The sequence below is a fragment of the Streptomyces sp. ITFR-21 genome, from assembly GCF_031844685.1.
Classification (GTDB): domain Bacteria; phylum Actinomycetota; class Actinomycetes; order Streptomycetales; family Streptomycetaceae; genus Actinacidiphila.
The window spans coordinates 3,618,118-3,633,794 of record NZ_CP134605.1 but is presented as its reverse complement, the minus strand read 5'-3'; the positions used below and the strand labels follow the sequence as shown (position 1 = coordinate 3,633,794).

General features: G+C 71.3%; 14 protein-coding genes and 1 tRNA gene. 5 read left to right on the top strand and 10 right to left on the bottom strand.

Annotation, left to right across the window (positions count from 1 at the left end):
- The first annotated feature begins 121 nt into the window (after positions 1-121).
- Positions 122-1,348 (top strand): cytochrome P450 family protein, encoded by a 1,227-nt coding sequence (locus RLT57_RS15885; RefSeq protein ID WP_311298055.1) that lies wholly within the window; start codon positions 122-124, stop codon positions 1,346-1,348.
- Between the two features lie 169 nt (positions 1,349-1,517).
- Positions 1,518-1,925, top strand: coding sequence for a pyridoxamine 5'-phosphate oxidase family protein (locus tag RLT57_RS15880; protein ID WP_311298054.1), 408 nt, complete (start codon positions 1,518-1,520; stop codon positions 1,923-1,925).
- A 154-nt stretch (positions 1,926-2,079) separates the two neighbouring features.
- Here the strand turns inward: RLT57_RS15880 and RLT57_RS15875 are convergent, their stop codons facing one another.
- The 5 genes from RLT57_RS15875 to RLT57_RS15855 form a co-directional block, all read right to left on the bottom strand.
- On the bottom strand, positions 2,080-2,556 hold the full coding sequence (locus RLT57_RS15875; RefSeq protein WP_311298053.1) for a heat shock protein transcriptional repressor HspR: 477 nt from the start codon (positions 2,554-2,556) through the stop codon (positions 2,080-2,082).
- Between the two features lie 4 nt (positions 2,557-2,560).
- Positions 2,561-3,757, bottom strand: a complete 1,197-nt coding sequence (gene dnaJ, locus RLT57_RS15870) for a molecular chaperone DnaJ (protein ID WP_311298052.1) — start codon at positions 3,755-3,757, stop codon at positions 2,561-2,563.
- 38 nt (positions 3,758-3,795) lie between these two features.
- Positions 3,796-4,461 (bottom strand): nucleotide exchange factor GrpE, encoded by a 666-nt coding sequence (gene grpE / locus RLT57_RS15865; protein ID WP_311298051.1) that lies wholly within the window; start codon positions 4,459-4,461, stop codon positions 3,796-3,798.
- A complete protein-coding gene (gene dnaK, locus RLT57_RS15860) occupies positions 4,458-6,329 on the bottom strand; it encodes a molecular chaperone DnaK (protein ID WP_311298050.1) in 1,872 nt (623 codons plus the stop codon). The genes grpE and dnaK overlap by 4 nt, the downstream gene beginning before the upstream one ends.
- 92 nt (positions 6,330-6,421) lie before the next feature.
- Positions 6,422-7,258 carry an LCP family protein gene (locus RLT57_RS15855; protein ID WP_311298049.1) on the bottom strand — a complete coding sequence of 279 codons (837 nt, stop codon included), beginning with the start codon at positions 7,256-7,258 and terminating at the stop codon, positions 6,422-6,424.
- Between the two features lie 414 nt (positions 7,259-7,672).
- Between RLT57_RS15855 and RLT57_RS15850 the strand changes: the two genes are divergently transcribed.
- Positions 7,673-9,922: a (Fe-S)-binding protein gene (locus RLT57_RS15850; RefSeq protein WP_311298048.1), complete on the top strand. Its 2,250-nt coding sequence runs from the start codon at positions 7,673-7,675 to the stop codon at positions 9,920-9,922.
- A 348-nt stretch (positions 9,923-10,270) separates the two neighbouring features.
- Positions 10,271-11,002 (top strand): Yip1 family protein, encoded by a 732-nt coding sequence (locus tag RLT57_RS15845; RefSeq protein ID WP_399128760.1) that lies wholly within the window; start codon positions 10,271-10,273, stop codon positions 11,000-11,002.
- A gap of 117 nt (positions 11,003-11,119) precedes the next feature.
- On the opposite strand, the gene dcd is transcribed toward RLT57_RS15845, so the two are convergent.
- Positions 11,120-11,695 (bottom strand): dCTP deaminase, encoded by a 576-nt coding sequence (gene dcd, locus RLT57_RS15840; protein ID WP_311298046.1) that lies wholly within the window; start codon positions 11,693-11,695, stop codon positions 11,120-11,122.
- Between the two features lie 413 nt (positions 11,696-12,108).
- On the opposite strand from dcd, the gene RLT57_RS15835 reads away from it, so the two are divergent.
- Positions 12,109-12,182 (top strand) — tRNA-Gly (locus RLT57_RS15835).
- 142 nt (positions 12,183-12,324) lie between these two features.
- Here RLT57_RS15835 and RLT57_RS15830 read toward each other — a convergent pair.
- The 4 genes from RLT57_RS15830 to RLT57_RS15815 form a co-directional block, all read right to left on the bottom strand.
- Positions 12,325-12,729 carry a type II toxin-antitoxin system death-on-curing family toxin gene (locus tag RLT57_RS15830; RefSeq protein WP_311298045.1) on the bottom strand — a complete coding sequence of 135 codons (405 nt, stop codon included), beginning with the start codon at positions 12,727-12,729 and terminating at the stop codon, positions 12,325-12,327.
- Between the two features lie 22 nt (positions 12,730-12,751).
- Positions 12,752-12,949: a hypothetical protein gene (locus RLT57_RS15825; protein WP_311298044.1), complete on the bottom strand. Its 198-nt coding sequence runs from the start codon at positions 12,947-12,949 to the stop codon at positions 12,752-12,754.
- A gap of 270 nt (positions 12,950-13,219) precedes the next feature.
- Complete coding sequence (locus RLT57_RS15820; RefSeq protein WP_311298043.1) at positions 13,220-14,422, bottom strand: GH12 family glycosyl hydrolase domain-containing protein; 1,203 nt, start codon at positions 14,420-14,422, stop codon at positions 13,220-13,222.
- 444 nt (positions 14,423-14,866) lie between these two features.
- Complete coding sequence (locus RLT57_RS15815; RefSeq protein ID WP_311298042.1) at positions 14,867-15,466, bottom strand: fascin domain-containing protein; 600 nt, start codon at positions 15,464-15,466, stop codon at positions 14,867-14,869.
- Between the last annotated feature and the right edge of the window lie 211 nt (positions 15,467-15,677).

Sequence of the window (15,677 nt, the reverse complement as noted above, 5' to 3'; positions counted from 1 at the left end):
CCGGCGGAGTCCAACGGAGTTGCCCAAAACGCACCGCGACCGGCACCGTTCGCAGCCCTGTCGTGTACGCCATGCCGTACACCCCCGTACCTCCGCAGGTCCCCGCTGGTGAGGATGTGACATGACCGCTGCGCACCCCATGGACCCCTCCGGTACCGCCGTCCACGCGGAGGCCGGCGCCCTGCGCGAGGCGGCGGCCGCCTGCCCGGTGCTGCTGCCCGGCGGCGTGCCCGGGATGATCGTGTCCCGCTACAAGGAGCTGCGCGACTTCCTGGCCGACCCCAAGGTCGCCAAGAGCGCCCGTCACTTCGCCGCCTACCAGCAGGGCCGTGTCCCCGAGCAGTGGCAGCTCAACGCGTTCGCCCTGGTCGACGGCATGACCACGGCGGACGGTGACGACCACCGGCGGCTGCGCGGCCTGGCCACCAAGGCGTTCACCCCGCGCCGGGTGGCCGCCATGCGGCCCTGGATCGGCCGGCTGGCCGGGGAACTGCTCGCCGCGCTGCCCGGACACCGCGACGGCGACGGGGTGGTGGACCTGCGGCTGCACTTCGCGTACCCGCTGCCCATGGGGGTCATCTCGGAGCTGCTCGGCGTCGACGCCGCCTACCGCGACGAGCTGCACGAGCTGGTCCGCGTCCTGGTCAGCACCTCCAGCCCGGCCGCCGACGCGATGGCCGCCCAGGCGCGGATCCACGCGGTGCTCGCCCGGGTCGTCGCCGACCGCAGGGCCCGGCCCGGCGAGGACCTGACCAGCGCGCTGATCGCGGCCCGCGACGACGCCCTGAACGGCGGCGCGGAGCGGCTCAGCGACGCCGAACTCACCGGCACCCTGCTGCTGATGATCGTGGCCGGCCACGAGACCACCCTCAACCTGATCACCAACGCGGTCCGCGCGCTCAGCGGCCACCCCGAGCAGCTCGCGCTGGTCCTGGCCGGGCGGGCGTCCTGGGACGCGGTGGTCGAGGAGACGCTCCGCTGGGACAGCCCGGTCGCCAACTTCCCGTTCCGGTACCCGACCACCGACATCGAGGTGGACGGCGTCACGGTGCCGCGCGGCACCCCGGTCCTGGCCGGATACGCCGCCGCCGGCCGCGACCGGCGCGAGTACGGGCCGGACGCCGACCGGTTCGATGTCACCCGCCCGGCCGGCCGGCACCTGTCCTTCGGGCACGGCGCCCACTACTGCCTGGGCGCGCCGCTGGCCCGCCTGGAAGCGGTGATCGCGCTGCGCGAGTTGTACGCGGCCCACCCCGGCCTGACCGTGGCCGTGCCGGACGGGTCGCTGCCGCCGCTGCCGGGTTTCGTCGGCAACGGCGTGACGGAGCTGCCCGTACGGCTGGGGTGAGCGGCGGAGCCGGGGCCGCCGAGCGGCTCGGGGCGGTCTGTCGAGCAGGGGCGGGCGGCGGAGCCGCGGGGGCCGGCGGAGCCGCAGGAGTTGGCGGAGCCCGGGTGGCCGGCGGAGCCCGGGTGGCCGGACCGGCCGGGGTGCGGGGCGAGGGGCTAACGTCGTCCGCATGGCACCTCTCGATCCCCGCGCGCCCACACCCGGTTACCTCGCCTTCTGGCAGGAGTACCACCTGTGCGCCCTGGCCACCCCGCGCCCGGACGGCACCCCGCACCTCGTACCGGTCGGTGTCACCTACGACCCGCGGGCCGGTCTGGCCCGCGTCATCACCGGCCGGGCCAGCGCCAAGGCCGCCCATGTCCGCGCCGCGGGCCCGGCCGGCGCCGCGGTGGCGGTCTCCCAGGTGGCGGGCGGCAAGTGGGCCACCCTCGAAGGGCTCGCCACCGTGTGCGAGGACCCGGCCCGGATCGCCGACGCGGTCAGCCGCTACGCCGAACGCTACGGCCGCACGCCCGCGCCCGACCCGGAGCGGATCGTCATCGAGATCGCCCTCACCCGCGCGATGGGCAACGCCTGACACCCGCCGGCCGGGATCCCGCCGCCGAGGACGCCTGACCAAGCCGGCGTCCTCAGGACGCCCGAGCCCGCCACGCCGCCCAGGACGCCGCACGGGCCCCGCCGGAAGACGCCCGACGGGGCGCCCCCGCACCTCTTGGGCACCCGGCGGGGCGTCAGCCGTCCCGCCGAGGCCGCCACACCACCAGGGCGCTGGTGTGCTGCACGTCCTGGTACGGGACCAGGTCGCGGCGGTAGGACGCGTGGACGGCCGCCTCGCGCTGCTGGATCACGGCGGCGGCGCCCTCGACGGCCGCGCCGAGCTCGGCGACGCGGGCCTGGAGCGCGGCCACCTGGTTCTCCAGTTCGATGATCCGCTTGATGCCGGCCAGGTTGATGCCCTCGTCCTGCGAGAGCCGCTGCACCTCGCGCAGCTGCTCGATGTCGCGGGCCGAGTAGCGCCGGCCGCGGCCGGCCGTACGGTCCGGGGAGACCAGGCCGAGGCGGTCGTACTGCCGCAGGGTCTGCGGGTGCAGCCCGGACAGCTCGGCCGCCACCGAGATGACGTAGACCGGGGACTCCTCGGTCAGCTGGTACGGGCTGCGGCCCATCGGTCCGCCCGGCCTGCGGACCCCGCCTCCGTCGATGCTCATCGCCTCACGCTCCCTTTGCGGCCTTGAACAGCTCCGCCCGCGGATCGACGTCCGCGGTTGCTTCCCGGTACGACTCCAGCGCGTCGAGCGCCTTGCCCTCGGTCTTCTCCGGCACCGTCACCTCGACGGTGACCAGCAGGTCCCCGCGAGAGCCGTCCTTGCCCAGCGCGCCCTTGCCGCGGGCCCGCAGCGTACGGCCGTTGGGGGTGCCGGCGGGCAGCTTGAGGGTGACCGGGGGCCCGCCGAGGGTGGGCACCCTGATCTCTCCGCCGAGGGCCGCCTCCACGAAGGTGACCGGCACGGTCACGGTGAGGTTGGCGTCCTTGCGGCCGAACACCGGGTGCCGTCCGACGTGTACGGCAACGTAGAGGTCGCCGGCCGGGCCGCCGCGCTCGCCGGGCGCTCCCTTGCCGCGCAGCCGGATCCGCTGCCCGTCGGTGACCCCGGCGGGGATACGGACCTGCATGGTGCGCGAGCTCTTCGCCCGGCCGCTGCCGTGGCAGACCTCGCAGGGGTTCTCCGCGATCAGGCCACGGCCCTTGCAGTCCACACACGGGTCGGTGAGCGAGAAGCCGCCACCGCCGCCGCGCGAGACCTGCCCGGTGCCGACGCAGGTCGGGCACACCCGGGGGGTGCCGTTCTTGTCGCCGGTGCCGGAACACGCCTTGCAGGGCGCCTGCGAGGACATCCGCAGCGGGACCGTGGCCCCGTCGACCGCCTCGGTGAAGCTCAGCGTCACCTCGGACTCGACGTCCTGGCCGCGCCGCGGCTGCACCCGGGTGGTGCCGCCGCGGTTGAACAGCCCGCCGAACACGTCACCGAGACCGCCGCCGAAGCCGCCGCCCTGACCCGTACCGGGCGCGCCGGTGCCGGGGGTGCCGCCGCCCCCGAAGAGGTCGCCGAGGTCGAAGTTGAAGCCGCCGGGGCCGCCCGCGCCCGGCCCGGGGCGGAAACCGCCGTTGCCGAACAGCGCGCGGCCCTCGTCGTACTCCTTGCGCCGCTTGGCGTCGGAGAGGACGTCGTTGGCCTCGGAGATCTCCTTGAAGCGCTCCTCGGCCTTCGCGTCGCCCTTGTTGGCGTCCGGGTGGAACTCGCGGGCGAGCTTCCGGTACGCCTTCTTGATCTCCGCGTCGGTGGCGTCCTTGGGGACGCCGAGGACCTTGTACAGGTCCTTCTCCAACAGGTCCCTACTGATGCTCATCCCCGACGTCCCTCCTCTCCGTCACTCCTGCCGCTCCGTCAGCCCTCGTCCGGGCCACCGGTCTCCTCGCTGTCCGGCTTCTCGTCGTCCTCCTCCGACAGGCCCTCCGGCTTGCCGTGCGCGCCCGGCTGCGGTTCGGCGACCGCGACCCGGGCGGGCCGGAGATTGCGCTCCCCGATGCGGTACCCCGGCTGGAGGATCTGCACGCATGTGGTCTGCGTGACATCGGGCGAATAGCTGTGCATCAGCGCCTCGTGCACCAGCGGGTCGAAGGGCTCGCCCTCCTTGCCGAACTGCTGGAGCCCCAGCTTGGCGGCGACCGTCTCCAGCGACTCGGCGACCGACTTGAAGCCGCCCACCAGTTCACCGTGCTCGCGGGCCCGGCCGATGTCGTCCAGCACCGGGAGCAGCTCGATGAGCAGGTTGGCGACCGCGATCTCCTTGACCGCGACCCGGTCCCGCTCCACCCGGCGGCGGTAGTTCTGGTATTCGGCCTGGAGGCGCTGGAGGTCCGCGGTGCGTTCGTTGACCGCGGTACGCACCTGGTCCAGCTGCGCCCTCAGGGCCGTCAGTTCGTTGGCGTCCCCGCCCTGGGCCGCCGACCCCGCCTGGTCGGCGGTCCCGGCGTCCTTGGCGGATGCGGGCTTGTCGGCGGCCTCGGAGGGGACGTCGGGCTCCTCGAAGCCCTTCGGCTCCTCCGTCACGCGGCACCGTCCCTCTTGTTGCCGTTCTCGTCGTCGACGATCTCGGCGTCCACCACGTCGTCGTCGGCCGCGGCCTGCTCACCGGCCGGCGCGCCCGCGGCGGCGGCTCCCTCGGCTCCGGCGTTGGCGTACAGCGCCTGGCCCAGCTTCTGGCTGACGGCCGCGACGTGCTCGGTGGCCTCGCGGATCAACGCGGTGTTGCCGTCCTCCGCGGACTCGTTCTTCAGCTTCTCCTTGAGGTCCGCGATCGCGGTCTCGACCTCGGACTTGACGTCCTCGGGGAGCTTGTCCTTGTTGTCCGCGATGAACTTCTCGGTCTGGTAGACGAGCTGCTCGCCCTGGTTGCGGGTCTCGGCGGCCTCGCGGCGCTTGTGGTCCTCGTCCGCGTACTGCTCGGCCTCGTGGCGCATCCGGTCGACCTCGTCCTTGGGCAGCGAGGAGCCGCCGGTGACGGTCATCCGCTGCTCCTTGCCGGTGCCCAGGTCCTTCGCGCCGACGTGCATGATGCCGTTGGCGTCGATGTCGAAGGTGACCTCGATCTGCGGCATCCCGCGCGGGGCCGGCGGCAGGCCGGTCAGCTCGAACATGCCGAGCTTCTTGTTGTACGCGGCGATCTCGCGCTCGCCCTGGTAGACCTGGATCTGCACCGACGGCTGGTTGTCCTCGGCGGTGGTGAAGATCTCGGAGCGCTTGGTCGGGATCGTGGTGTTGCGCTCGATCAGCTTGGTCATGATGCCGCCCTTGGTCTCGATACCGAGGGACAGCGGGGTGACGTCGAGCAGCAGGACGTCCTTGACCTCGCCCTTGAGCACACCGGCCTGCAGGGACGCGCCGATGGCGACGACCTCGTCCGGGTTGACGCCCTTGTTGGCGTCCTTGCCGCCGGTCAGCTCGCGCACCAGGTCGGCGACGGCGGGCATCCGGGTGGAACCGCCGACCAGGACCACGTGGTCGATCTCGGACAGCTGGATGCCGGCGTCCTTGATGACGTTGTGGAACGGGGTCTTGCAGCGCTCCAGCAGGTCCGCGGTCAGCTGCTGGAACTGGGCCCGGGTGAGCTTCTCGTCCAGGTGCAGCGGGCCCTCGGCGGAGGCGGTGATGTAGGGCAGGTTGATCGAGGTCTCGGTGGACGAGGACAGCTCGATCTTCGCCTTCTCCGCGGCCTCACGGAGGCGCTGGAGGGCCATCTTGTCGCGGGCCAGGTCCACACCGTGGCCGGACTGGAACTGCTTGACCAGGTAGTCGACGACCCGCTGGTCCCAGTCGTCGCCGCCGAGGTGGTTGTCGCCGTTGGTGGCCTTGACCTCGACCACGCCGTCGCCGATCTCCAGCAGCGACACGTCGAAGGTGCCGCCGCCGAGGTCGAAGACCAGGATCGTCTGGTCGTCCTTGTCCAGGCCGTACGCCAGCGCGGCGGCGGTCGGCTCGTTGACGATGCGCAGGACGTTCAGCCCGGCGATCTCGCCGGCCTCCTTGGTGGCCTGCCGCTCGGAGTCGTTGAAGTACGCGGGGACGGTGATCACCGCGTCGGTGACCTTCTCGCCCAGGTACGACTCGGCGTCCCGCTTCAGCTTCTGCAGGATGAACGCGGAGATCTGCTGCGGGTTGAAGTCCTTGCCGTCGAGGTTGATCCGCCAGTCGGTGCCCATGTGGCGCTTGACCGAGCGGATGGTCCGGTCGACGTTGGTGACGGCCTGTCGCTTGGCGACCTCGCCGACGAGCACTTCGCCGTTCTTCGCGAAGGCGACGACGGACGGCGTGGTCCTGGCGCCCTCTGCGTTGGTGATGACGGTGGGCTCGCCGCCTTCCAGAACGCTGACGACGGAATTAGTCGTGCCCAGGTCGATGCCGACCGCACGTTCTGCCATGGTGAAATCCTCCAGCTAACCGCACTTGAGTGGAACTGACTCAAGAGTGCCTCAGCCCGGATCTTCTGTCAACAGAGATGAGTCGGGTCGGCTCAATTTTGCCGCGCGGCTCGCGCGCAGGCAGCACAGGACAGCGGCCGGTCGGCCCGTAGCGCCTGGAAGAGCTCCCCCGCCCCCGGCTGCCGGGGCACGCCGTGACGGGCCACCGGGACCGTACGGAGCACCAGGCCGCCGGCCGGGAGCCGGCGCAGGCTGCCGGCCAGGTCGTACAGCGCGGGCAGCGAGCTGAGTCCGGGGTCCGCGGTGATCGAGGAGGTCGCGGTGTCCAGGAACCCGTAGAGCCGCGCGGGATGGGCGAGCCCGCCGTCGCCACCGCGCGCGCCGCGGGCCAGCGCCTGCGGCAGGTCGCCCCTGGCGTCCACCGCACGGCCGCCGACCGCGCCGGCGATCTTCTGGAAGCCGGCCACGTCCACCACCAGATGGTGGTCGATCCGGATGCCGCTGAGCCGTTCGAAGGCGCGGATCGAGCACGCCGCGCCGCTGCGGAAGGCGGCGCCGAAGGGCTCGTACGCCGCCGGGGTGGTGCCGCCGCCGGGCCGGGCGCACCGGGGTGCGGCCACCATCAGCTCGCGGGGCACACCGACCGCCGCGGCCCGCCGCCGGTCCGCGGACAGGTGCAGCAGGACGGCCGCCTCGGGTTCGCCGTCCCCGCCCCGGGCGCCGTCGGCGGTGCCCATCACCAGGATGTTGCGCGCACCCGGCACCAGGACGGGGGGCCGCTCGGCCGCGTACCGGGCCAGCACGCGCTCGGCGGCACTGTCGGTGCGGATGTTGTCGCTGAACTTGCGGTAGGCCGCCCAGCCGAGGCCGGCCGTCACCACCAGGGCGAGGCCGGCGCTGACCGCCACCCAGCGGAGCAGGGTGCGCATCGTCGGGTCCTCCTCGGTCGGGCCGGCAGGGGGCGGGCCGGCAGGGGGCGGGGCGGTCGGAGCGGGGCGGTCGGAGCGGCTAAGGCCGCCGGGCAAATCGGACGGCCGAGGCCGCCGGACGGGCCGGGCGGCAAAAGGCCGCCGGACGGGGTCGGGGCGGCGGGTAAGGCCGCTGACTCCATGTTTGTCACGATCCGGGAAGCTTCAACCGCAGCGCCGCGGCGGGAAGGCCCGCGCCACCATGCCGTGCCCGCGGAAACCGCCGCAGGACACACCACGCGACACGCCGGGGGCCCGCGACACAGATCACCGGGCCGGGAACTTTATGGGCCCCGGATTCCCGGGTAACCTCAGCCGAGACCGAAGTAAGTTACCGCTTAGTACGTATCGCTCGCGCAGGCCCGAGGAGCCCTCATGCAACTCGCCGCGATCATCGTGTCGCTGGTCCTCACCGCGGTCGGCGTCGCGCTCGTCAGCCTCGCCGTCGCGCAGATCTACCGGTTCGTCCGGCTCGGCCAGCCCGTCCCGGCCGGCAGCCGCACCGACGACCCGGTGGCGCGCACCAGGACGCTGGCCAGGGAGTTCGCCCTGCACACCCGCATGAACAGGTGGGGCGTCGTCGGCGTCGCCCACTGGTTCGTCGCGGTCGGCTTCCTCACCCTGGGCCTGACCATCGTCAACGCCTACGGCCAGCTCTTCCGGGCCGACTGGGTCCTCCCGGTGATCGGCACCTGGCCGCCGTACGAGGTGTACATCGAGTTCATCGCGCTCGGCACCACCGCGGGCATCCTGGTCCTGATGGCGGTCCGGCTGCTGAACCTGCCCTCCCGGGCCGGCCGCAAGTCCCGCTTTGCGGGCTCCACGGCCTGGCAGGCGTACTTCGTCGAATACGTCATCCTGGTGATCGGCCTGGCCATCCTCACCCTGCGCGGCCTCGAGGGCGCCATCCACGGGGTGGACCACTACGAGGCGTCGTACTGGGTGTCGTACCCGCTGGTCGCGGCCTTCCGCGGGCTGGGCGCCGGCACCCTGCAGACGCTGATCTACCTGACCGCGATGATCAAGCTCGGCGTCACCATGACGTGGGCGATCACGGTCGGCCTCAACACCGACATGAGCGTGGCCTGGCACCGCTTCCTGGCCTTCCCCAACATCTGGTTCAAGCGCCACGCCGACGGCCCGGTCGCGCTCGGCGCCCTCCAGCCGATGACCTCCAACGGCACCCCGATCGACTTCGAGGACCCGGGCGAGGACGACGTCTTCGGCGTCTCCCAGGTCGAGCAGTTCTCCTGGAAGGGCATCCTCGACTTCTCCACCTGCACCGAGTGCGGGCGCTGCCAGTCGCAGTGCCCCGCCTGGAACACCGGCAAGCCCCTGTCGCCGAAGCTGCTGATCATGTCGCTGCGCGACCACGCGCACGCCAAGGCGCCCTACCTGCTGGCCGGCGGCGGCAAGACCGCGGAGGGCGAGGAGAAGGCCACCGCGGAGCAGCTGGCCGGCGTCCCCGCCGCCGCCCTCGCCGAGGCCGAGCGCCCGCTGGTCGGCACCCTCGCGGAGAACGGCGTCATCGATCCCGACGTCCTGTGGTCCTGCACCACCTGCGGCGCCTGCGTCGAGCAGTGCCCGGTGGACATCGAGCACGTCGACCACATCGTGGACATGCGCCGCTACCAGGTGATGATCGAGTCGGCCTTCCCCTCCGAGGCGGGCACGATGCTCAAGAACCTGGAGAAGAGGGGCAACCCCTGGGGCCTGCCCAAGAAGCAGCGCCTCGCCTGGGTCCAGGAGGTCGGCTTCGAGGTGCCGATCGTCGGCGAGGACGTCGAGGACCTCACGGACGTGGAGTACCTGTACTGGGTGGGCTGCGCCGGCTCCCTGGAGGACCGGGCCAAGAAGACCACCAAGGCGTTCGCCGAACTGCTGCACATCGCCGGTGTGAAGTTCGCGGTCATGGGCGGCGAGGAGAACTGCACCGGCGACTCGGCCCGCCGGCTGGGCAACGAGTTCCTCTTCCAGCAGCTCGGCATGGAGAACGTCGCCATGCTGAACACGGCCTTCGGCGAGGACGAGGACGACCCGGCCACCCGCAAGCCGCGCGCCGCGAAGAAGATCGTCGCCACCTGCCCGCACTGCTTCAACACGCTCTCCAACGAGTACCCGCAGCTCGGCGGCGAGTACGACGTCATCCACCACACCCAGCTGCTCCAGCACCTGGTGGACGACGGCAAGCTGGTCCCGGTCACCCCGGTCGAGGGCCTGATCACCTACCACGACCCCTGCTACCTGGGCCGGCACAACAAGATCTACACCCCGCCCCGCGAGATCATCGCCAAGGTGCCCGGCCTGCGGAGCGAGGAGATGCACCGCCACAAGGAGCGCGGCTTCTGCTGCGGCGCGGGCGGCGCGCGCATGTGGATGGAGGAGCGGATCGGCAAGCGCGTCAACAACGAGCGGGTGGACGAGGCGCTGTCCCTCGACCCGGACATCGTCTCCACGGCCTGCCCGTTCTGCCTGGTGATGCTCTCGGACTCGGTCAACGGCCGCAAGAACGAGGGCACGGCGAAGGAGTCGCTGGTGGTGGTGGACGTGGCCCAGCTGCTGCTGGACTCGGTACGGACCCCGGTGCCGGCGGGCGTGGCGCAGGAGTCGCCCGACCCGGTGTAGGGCGCCACCCCGGGTAGGGGGCGTGTCACAGGTTGGCAGCAATGGCGGGCCCCGTTCGCGGCCGCGGTACGGGAACGGGGCGCACCGGGTACGTTCGAAGGCGTGGCAGGTTTCCAGGGACGACGACAGGGCGACGGCGCTCAGCGGGGCGGCTACGCACCGCGGTACGGGCAGCAGGGGCCGTCAGGACCGTACGGCGGCGGGGCGGGCGGCGCAGGGGGTGCGGGCGGGCAGCCGGGGCCGTACGGGGGCGGGTACGGGCAGGTCCCGGGCCGCGGGCCGGGGCAGGGCCGCGGGCCGGGGCAGGGACCTGGTTACGGGCCTGGTTACGGTCCGGGCCGGGGCCAGGTGCCCGCCGGGGAGCCCGAGTACTACGCGCCGGCCCCTTCCCCCGGGCAGGACGACGCCCCTGGGCACACCCGGGCTTTCACCTTCGGCGGCGACGCGTCGCTCGCCGACCCGCAGCCCGGGTCACCGCACTACGGCGACGACAACGTGGCCACCTACCGCGCCGGCCAGGCGGCCACCCCGCCCGCCGGCCCCCGCCTGCACTGGAAGGACCTGCTGCGCGGCATCGTCCGGCACCCGGGCCGCACGTTCTGGCAGACGCGGGACCACAAGGTCTGGGCACCCGCGCTGATCGTCACCTTCGTCTACGGCCTGCTCGCCGTCTTCGGCTTCGACGCCGCCCGCAACGACATCCTCGACGCGACCCTGGCCACCAGCGTCCCCTGGGTGCTGACCACGGGCGTCGCGGTCGTCCTGTGCGGCCTCACACTCGGCGCGGTCACCAACACCCTGGCCCGCCAGCTCGGCGGCGACGGCGCCTGGGCGCCCACCGTCGGCCTGGCGATGATCATCACCTCGCTGACCGACGCCCCGCGGCTGCTGTTCGCCATCTTCCTGGGCGGCGGCAACGGCTTCGTGCAGCTGCTGGGCTGGCTGACCTGGTTCGGCTGCGCGTGGCTGCTGACCTCGATGGTGGGCAAGTCGCACGACCTGCCGTGGCTGAAGGCGCTGGGCGCGTCGTCGATCCAGCTGCTGGCCCTGCTGATGCTGTTCAAGCTGCCGCTGATCTAGCGGGGGCGGCGGGACGGCGGGGCCGGGTTGCGGGGGCCGGCGTTCGGGCCTGCGGCAGGGGCCGGGTTCGGCCCCGGGTTCCGGCCGCCGGGGCCGGCGGGCCCCAGCGGCGGTCAATCAGACCTTCGTACGGTGGAAGTCGAGGTACGAGCGGGAGGCCGTCGGCCCGCGCTGTCCCTGGTACCTGGAGCCGTAGTGCTGCGAGCCGTACGGGAACTCGGCCGGCGAGCTCAGCCGGAACAGGCACAGCTGCCCGATCTTCATTCCGGGCCACAGCTTGATCGGCAGCGTCGCCACGTTCGACAGCTCCAGCGTCACATGCCCGGAGAACCCCGGGTCGATGAACCCGGCCGTCGAGTGCGTCAGCAGCCCCAGCCGCCCCAGGCTCGACTTCCCCTCCAGCCGCGAGGCGATGTCGTCCGGCAGCGAGATCACCTCGTACGTGGACGCCAGCACGAACTCCCCCGGATGGAGGATGAACGCGTCATCCCCGTCCGGCTCCACCAGCCGGGTCAGATCCGGCTGCTCCACCGCCGGGTCGATGTGCGGATACCGGTGGTTCTCGAACACCCGGAAGAACCGGTCCAACCGCACGTCGATGCTCGACGGCTGCACCATCGACGCCTCGAACGGGTCCACGCGTACGTGCCCGTTGTCGATTTCGGCCCGGATGTCCTTGTCTGAGAGAAGCACGCCCCGAGACTAACGCGACAACGAACGCGGCCCCCACCGGGGCCGCGCCCCCGACCCCTACTTCCCGGCACCCTCCGACACCGAGACCGGCACCGCATGCCGCAGCCGTGCACACTTGGGACACCTCAACAGCCGCCCGGGCCCGAGCCGATCAGCCCCCAAATGCTGCATCGGAAACGACCCCGTACTGAACACGTGCCCCTCCGCACAACGAACAACGGTGCGCTCCATGAAGCCCCTTCCCCAACTCCGCGTGGCAGACAAACCCCCACATTAGGGGATCCCCCACCCTCACCGAAGCCCCCCACACCGCACCCCGCCAACCTACTCCCGCACCACCCCTCCCCCCTCCTTGCCACCCCATGCGCTAGACTCTCCCCGAACCCACCCGGCAGGGCCCACGGTTCATCTCTGCGGATGTAGTTTAATGGTAGAACATGAGCTTCCCAAGCTCAGAGCGCGGGTTCGATTCCCGTCATCCGCTCCAGCATAAAGCCCCAGGTCGTGGACCTGGGGCTTCGTTGTCATCGAGCTAACGGCAGCACGCTTACATACACCCTCGGCAACGGATGCACGAAATCAAAATCAATGAGGCCTGAACCGCCCCCAGGCATCACGCCTGGGGGCGGCTAGCGGGCCCAGGCCGCGCGGTATTCCCCGCTTGTTGCGGCTGCGACGAAGGTCTGGATTCGATCTGCGACCACCGGGTTGGTCAGCTGAGACCGAGCCACAGCCAGTACGAGCTTCTCCGCGGCGTCCTCGTCCAGCGGTTCCTTGCGGGCATAGCCGTTGATATCGAGGAAGACAACGGCAGACGCCCAGCTCGTCCTCTTGTTGCCGTCGACAAGGCTGTAGCTACTGGAGAGAGAGTGCAGGAGTGCCGCGGCTTTCTCGAACAGTGTCGGGTAGGCGTCTTCTCCGAACACGCTGGCCTGCGGTCGTGCTACTGCGCTCTGCAAGAGACCCCAGTCACGTACACCGACACGTACGCCGAGGGTGATCTCTGCGATCTGGATGACGTCGCTGACGTCCACATACTCAGTTATGGCTGGGTCCCTAAAGGTCTGCGAGGCGCTTGTTCAGTCCAGCAGAGATACGCGCAGTACGCATGGCGGCCGCAGCCACCTTGCGCCGATGGACCTCGGCAAGGACGGCATCGTGAGCGAGCGTCTTCAGACTGGTGTCCTCCTTTGCCGCTTGCCGGCGGAGCGTGGCCATTTCCTCGTCGGTGAACGTCACGTTGAGCGCGGGCATCATCACTCCTTTCAGGTACCGGTTCTGGTACCACGCTGTCACCGCACTCGACGTCGGGCCAGCCTCACTTCTGACTGCACCAATGCTGGTCAAGACATCCAGGTCAGAGCCTTGTTAGCTTCTCGCCGAGCCAGCAGCACTGCCGTGCGCCCCCTACCGAGGTGCCATCGGCGCATACGCCTACGCGCAGACGGGCAAAGTCCGCATCGACCGGTGGACGCGGCCATGAGAGGTGGCACCCCCGCAGCCGGCCGCCGGCGGAGTCCGGGATCAGGTGCCGTAGACCTGCAACTCGTACAGCGAGGTCCCGTACGGCGTGGCGCGCTGCTGTTCCAGCAGGCGCACGTATCTGCCGGTGCCCGACACGCTGTAACTGACGCTGCCTCCGGTGCCGTTGGTGACGGTGGTCAGGTCGCTCCAGGTACCGAAGGCCGGGTCGTCGGAGACCTGGAGCTTGAAAGCGGAGGCGTAGGCCGCCTCCCAGTTCAGGGTGATGTTGGACAACCGGTGGCTCGCGCCGAGATCGACGTTCAGCCACTGGCCGTCGCAGAAGCAACTGCTCCAGCGGGTCGAGGCGTTACCGTCGACCGCGTTGGAGGCCGGGTAATCGGTGGTCTCCGACGAGGACGCCCAGGCGTCGTGGCCCTGGGACAGCAGCCCCGCTCCGCCGGTACCGCCGGTGCCCGTGCCATGGGGGTCGTAGGAGAACGAGTTCACGCCGAGCCCGGGACCGCCGACCCACGGCTCGAACCCGAACTGGACGCTGGTCATGTACCACGCTGTGGAGAGGTAGCCGCGGGCCGCCATGTCGTCGGTGAAGTCCCTGATGTTCACCGTGACGGCGTTGGCGCTCTGCTGGCGGACGTAGGAGACCGTGTTCCAGGCGGGGCTGGTGCCCTGCCGTCCGTACCAGACGTCCCAGACGGCGCCCTCGAAGCCGACGGTCCCGACCTTGGCGCCGAACGGCTGCGGCGGGCCGGCGTGGTTGGCCCAGATCATCAGCTCCGCGCCGTCGTTCTGACCGGTCGGGTTGGGCGTGGAGTCGAACCAGATGTCGTAGGCGGCGTCCCACTGCCCGTCAGCGGTGGTGAAGTCCACGCTGGAAGTGGGGTTGGCGAACGCCGAGACCTGCAGGGGCAGGCCGCTGCCGGTGGAGCAGTTTCCGTAGTGGCAGCCCACGTAGATCGAGGGGTAGGCGGCCGGGGCGCCCCCGGACAGGTTGTGGTAGCCGGTCGTGTACTGGAATCCGTCGTCGGTGGCGTTGATGCACTGCTGAATCGTGTCGCCCCACTCGTCGTTCTGCACGACGTACGTGTCGCCCGACACGTGGGTACTGCCGAACTTGTCGCAGATGGTGGTGGCGGCGTGCGCGGACGGAGCGGTCAGGAGCGACAAGGCGGCCAGCAGCAGGGCCGACAGCAGCCCCGGCCACGCCATGGCGTGCCGACGCGGGCCGATCAAGCTTCTTTGCACGGCGATCCTTTCGGTCACCGGCCGGCCGGATTGCCCGGGTCAGCCGGTATGGCGACTCAGTCCTGCCCGCACAGGTGACGGGAGCGCTCCCAAATGTGGCCGCGACGCGGCCGACCGGAACCTCAGGGCTGCGGAGGGGAAGGTCCGGGAAGCCGGAGCCGGACCGGGAGTGCCGGCTCGCGGTGGCCGGCACGCAGGACGCACAGGGGTGTCAAGTCCGTTCACCGCTGTGACTCATGAAGCCAGTGGGGCGGAAGGCGTGTCAACCTGTGAGACGGCGTTAACTTCCCGAACGCGCCCGCGGGCCCGGCCGAAGCGGGCCGGTGAGCGACCTCGCGGGGGAGGACGCAATCGCCCGATCCGTCCGCATCCGGATCGGAGCCGGCTGCGATGGAGGCGGCGTGCAGCCCGCGCCTCAGTCCACCTCAGCGCGGGCGCGCGGGCTCACCGGGACGGCTGCGTGGCGAGGTCGAACTCCTCCCAGGGGCCGATCGCCGTACGGTTGGCGATCAGGGCGGACGCCCCGCCGTTCTCGGCCGTGACGAGGTGCTGGTTGTCGTAGGCGCGGAAGCTGACGCTGCCGTCGGCGTTGTGGACGAGGTGGAAGGTCTTCCACGGGCCGGGCCCGCCGCGGTTCGCGATCAGCGGGGAGTTCCCGTTGCTCTCGGCGGTGACCCACTGGTTGTCGGAACGCGCCTTCTGGTTCACGGTGCCGTTGTTGTTGGCGACCGTGGAGAAGGTCTCGTTCGTGCCGACCGAAGCGGCGTCGGCGATGAGCGAGGTGGTGCTGTTCGGCGCGTCGACGTACTTGCCGTTGGCGTGGGCCTTGAGGCTGCTGACCGACTCGGTGGGCGGCGGGAACGTGGTGGTGTTGTTCGCATAGCCGGCCGCGGTGATGTTGGCCTGCACGGCGTTCCCGGTCGCGTCGGTCGGGAAGCCCCCGGTGACGGCGCCCTCGACGAACTCTCCCGTGTCCATGGGGCTGTTGTCGCCGCCGGTGCCCAAGTCGAGCAGAACCGCGCGGACGTCGCGCCGGATCTCCATGGCCGCGACGATCGTGCGTTCGTCCGCGCGGGGAACACGGGCCGCCGGCGCGGCAGACGGCGACAGGAGGCGGTGCGGAGAGGCGCCGCGGGGAGGCGGAGGCGGAGGCGGCGGAGGCGGCGGAGGCGGCGGAGGCGGCGGAGGCGGCGGAGGCGGCGGGCGGACCGGACCGGTTGCGGGGCCCGGTCCGCCCGGACGGTGCGGCAGGGGG

Bases quoted from the DNA above. Each gene is read 5' to 3' on its own strand.
- RLT57_RS15885 (WP_311298055.1), top strand. From the start codon at position 122: ATGACCGCTGCGCACCCCATGGACCCCTCCGGTACCGCCGTCCACGCG.
- RLT57_RS15880 (WP_311298054.1), top strand. From the start codon at position 1,518: ATGGCACCTCTCGATCCCCGCGCGCCCACACCCGGTTACCTCGCCTTC.
- RLT57_RS15875 (WP_311298053.1), bottom strand. From the start codon at position 2,556: ATGAGCATCGACGGAGGCGGGGTCCGCAGGCCGGGCGGACCGATGGGC.
- dnaJ (WP_311298052.1), bottom strand. From the start codon at position 3,757: ATGAGCATCAGTAGGGACCTGTTGGAGAAGGACCTGTACAAGGTCCTC.
- dnaK (WP_311298050.1), bottom strand. From the start codon at position 6,329: ATGGCAGAACGTGCGGTCGGCATCGACCTGGGCACGACTAATTCCGTC.
- RLT57_RS15855 (WP_311298049.1), bottom strand. From the start codon at position 7,258: ATGCGCACCCTGCTCCGCTGGGTGGCGGTCAGCGCCGGCCTCGCCCTG.
- RLT57_RS15850 (WP_311298048.1), top strand. From the start codon at position 7,673: ATGCAACTCGCCGCGATCATCGTGTCGCTGGTCCTCACCGCGGTCGGC.
- RLT57_RS15825 (WP_311298044.1), bottom strand. From the start codon at position 12,949: ATGCCCGCGCTCAACGTGACGTTCACCGACGAGGAAATGGCCACGCTC.
- RLT57_RS15815 (WP_311298042.1), bottom strand. From the start codon at position 15,466: ATGGAGATCCGGCGCGACGTCCGCGCGGTTCTGCTCGACTTGGGCACC.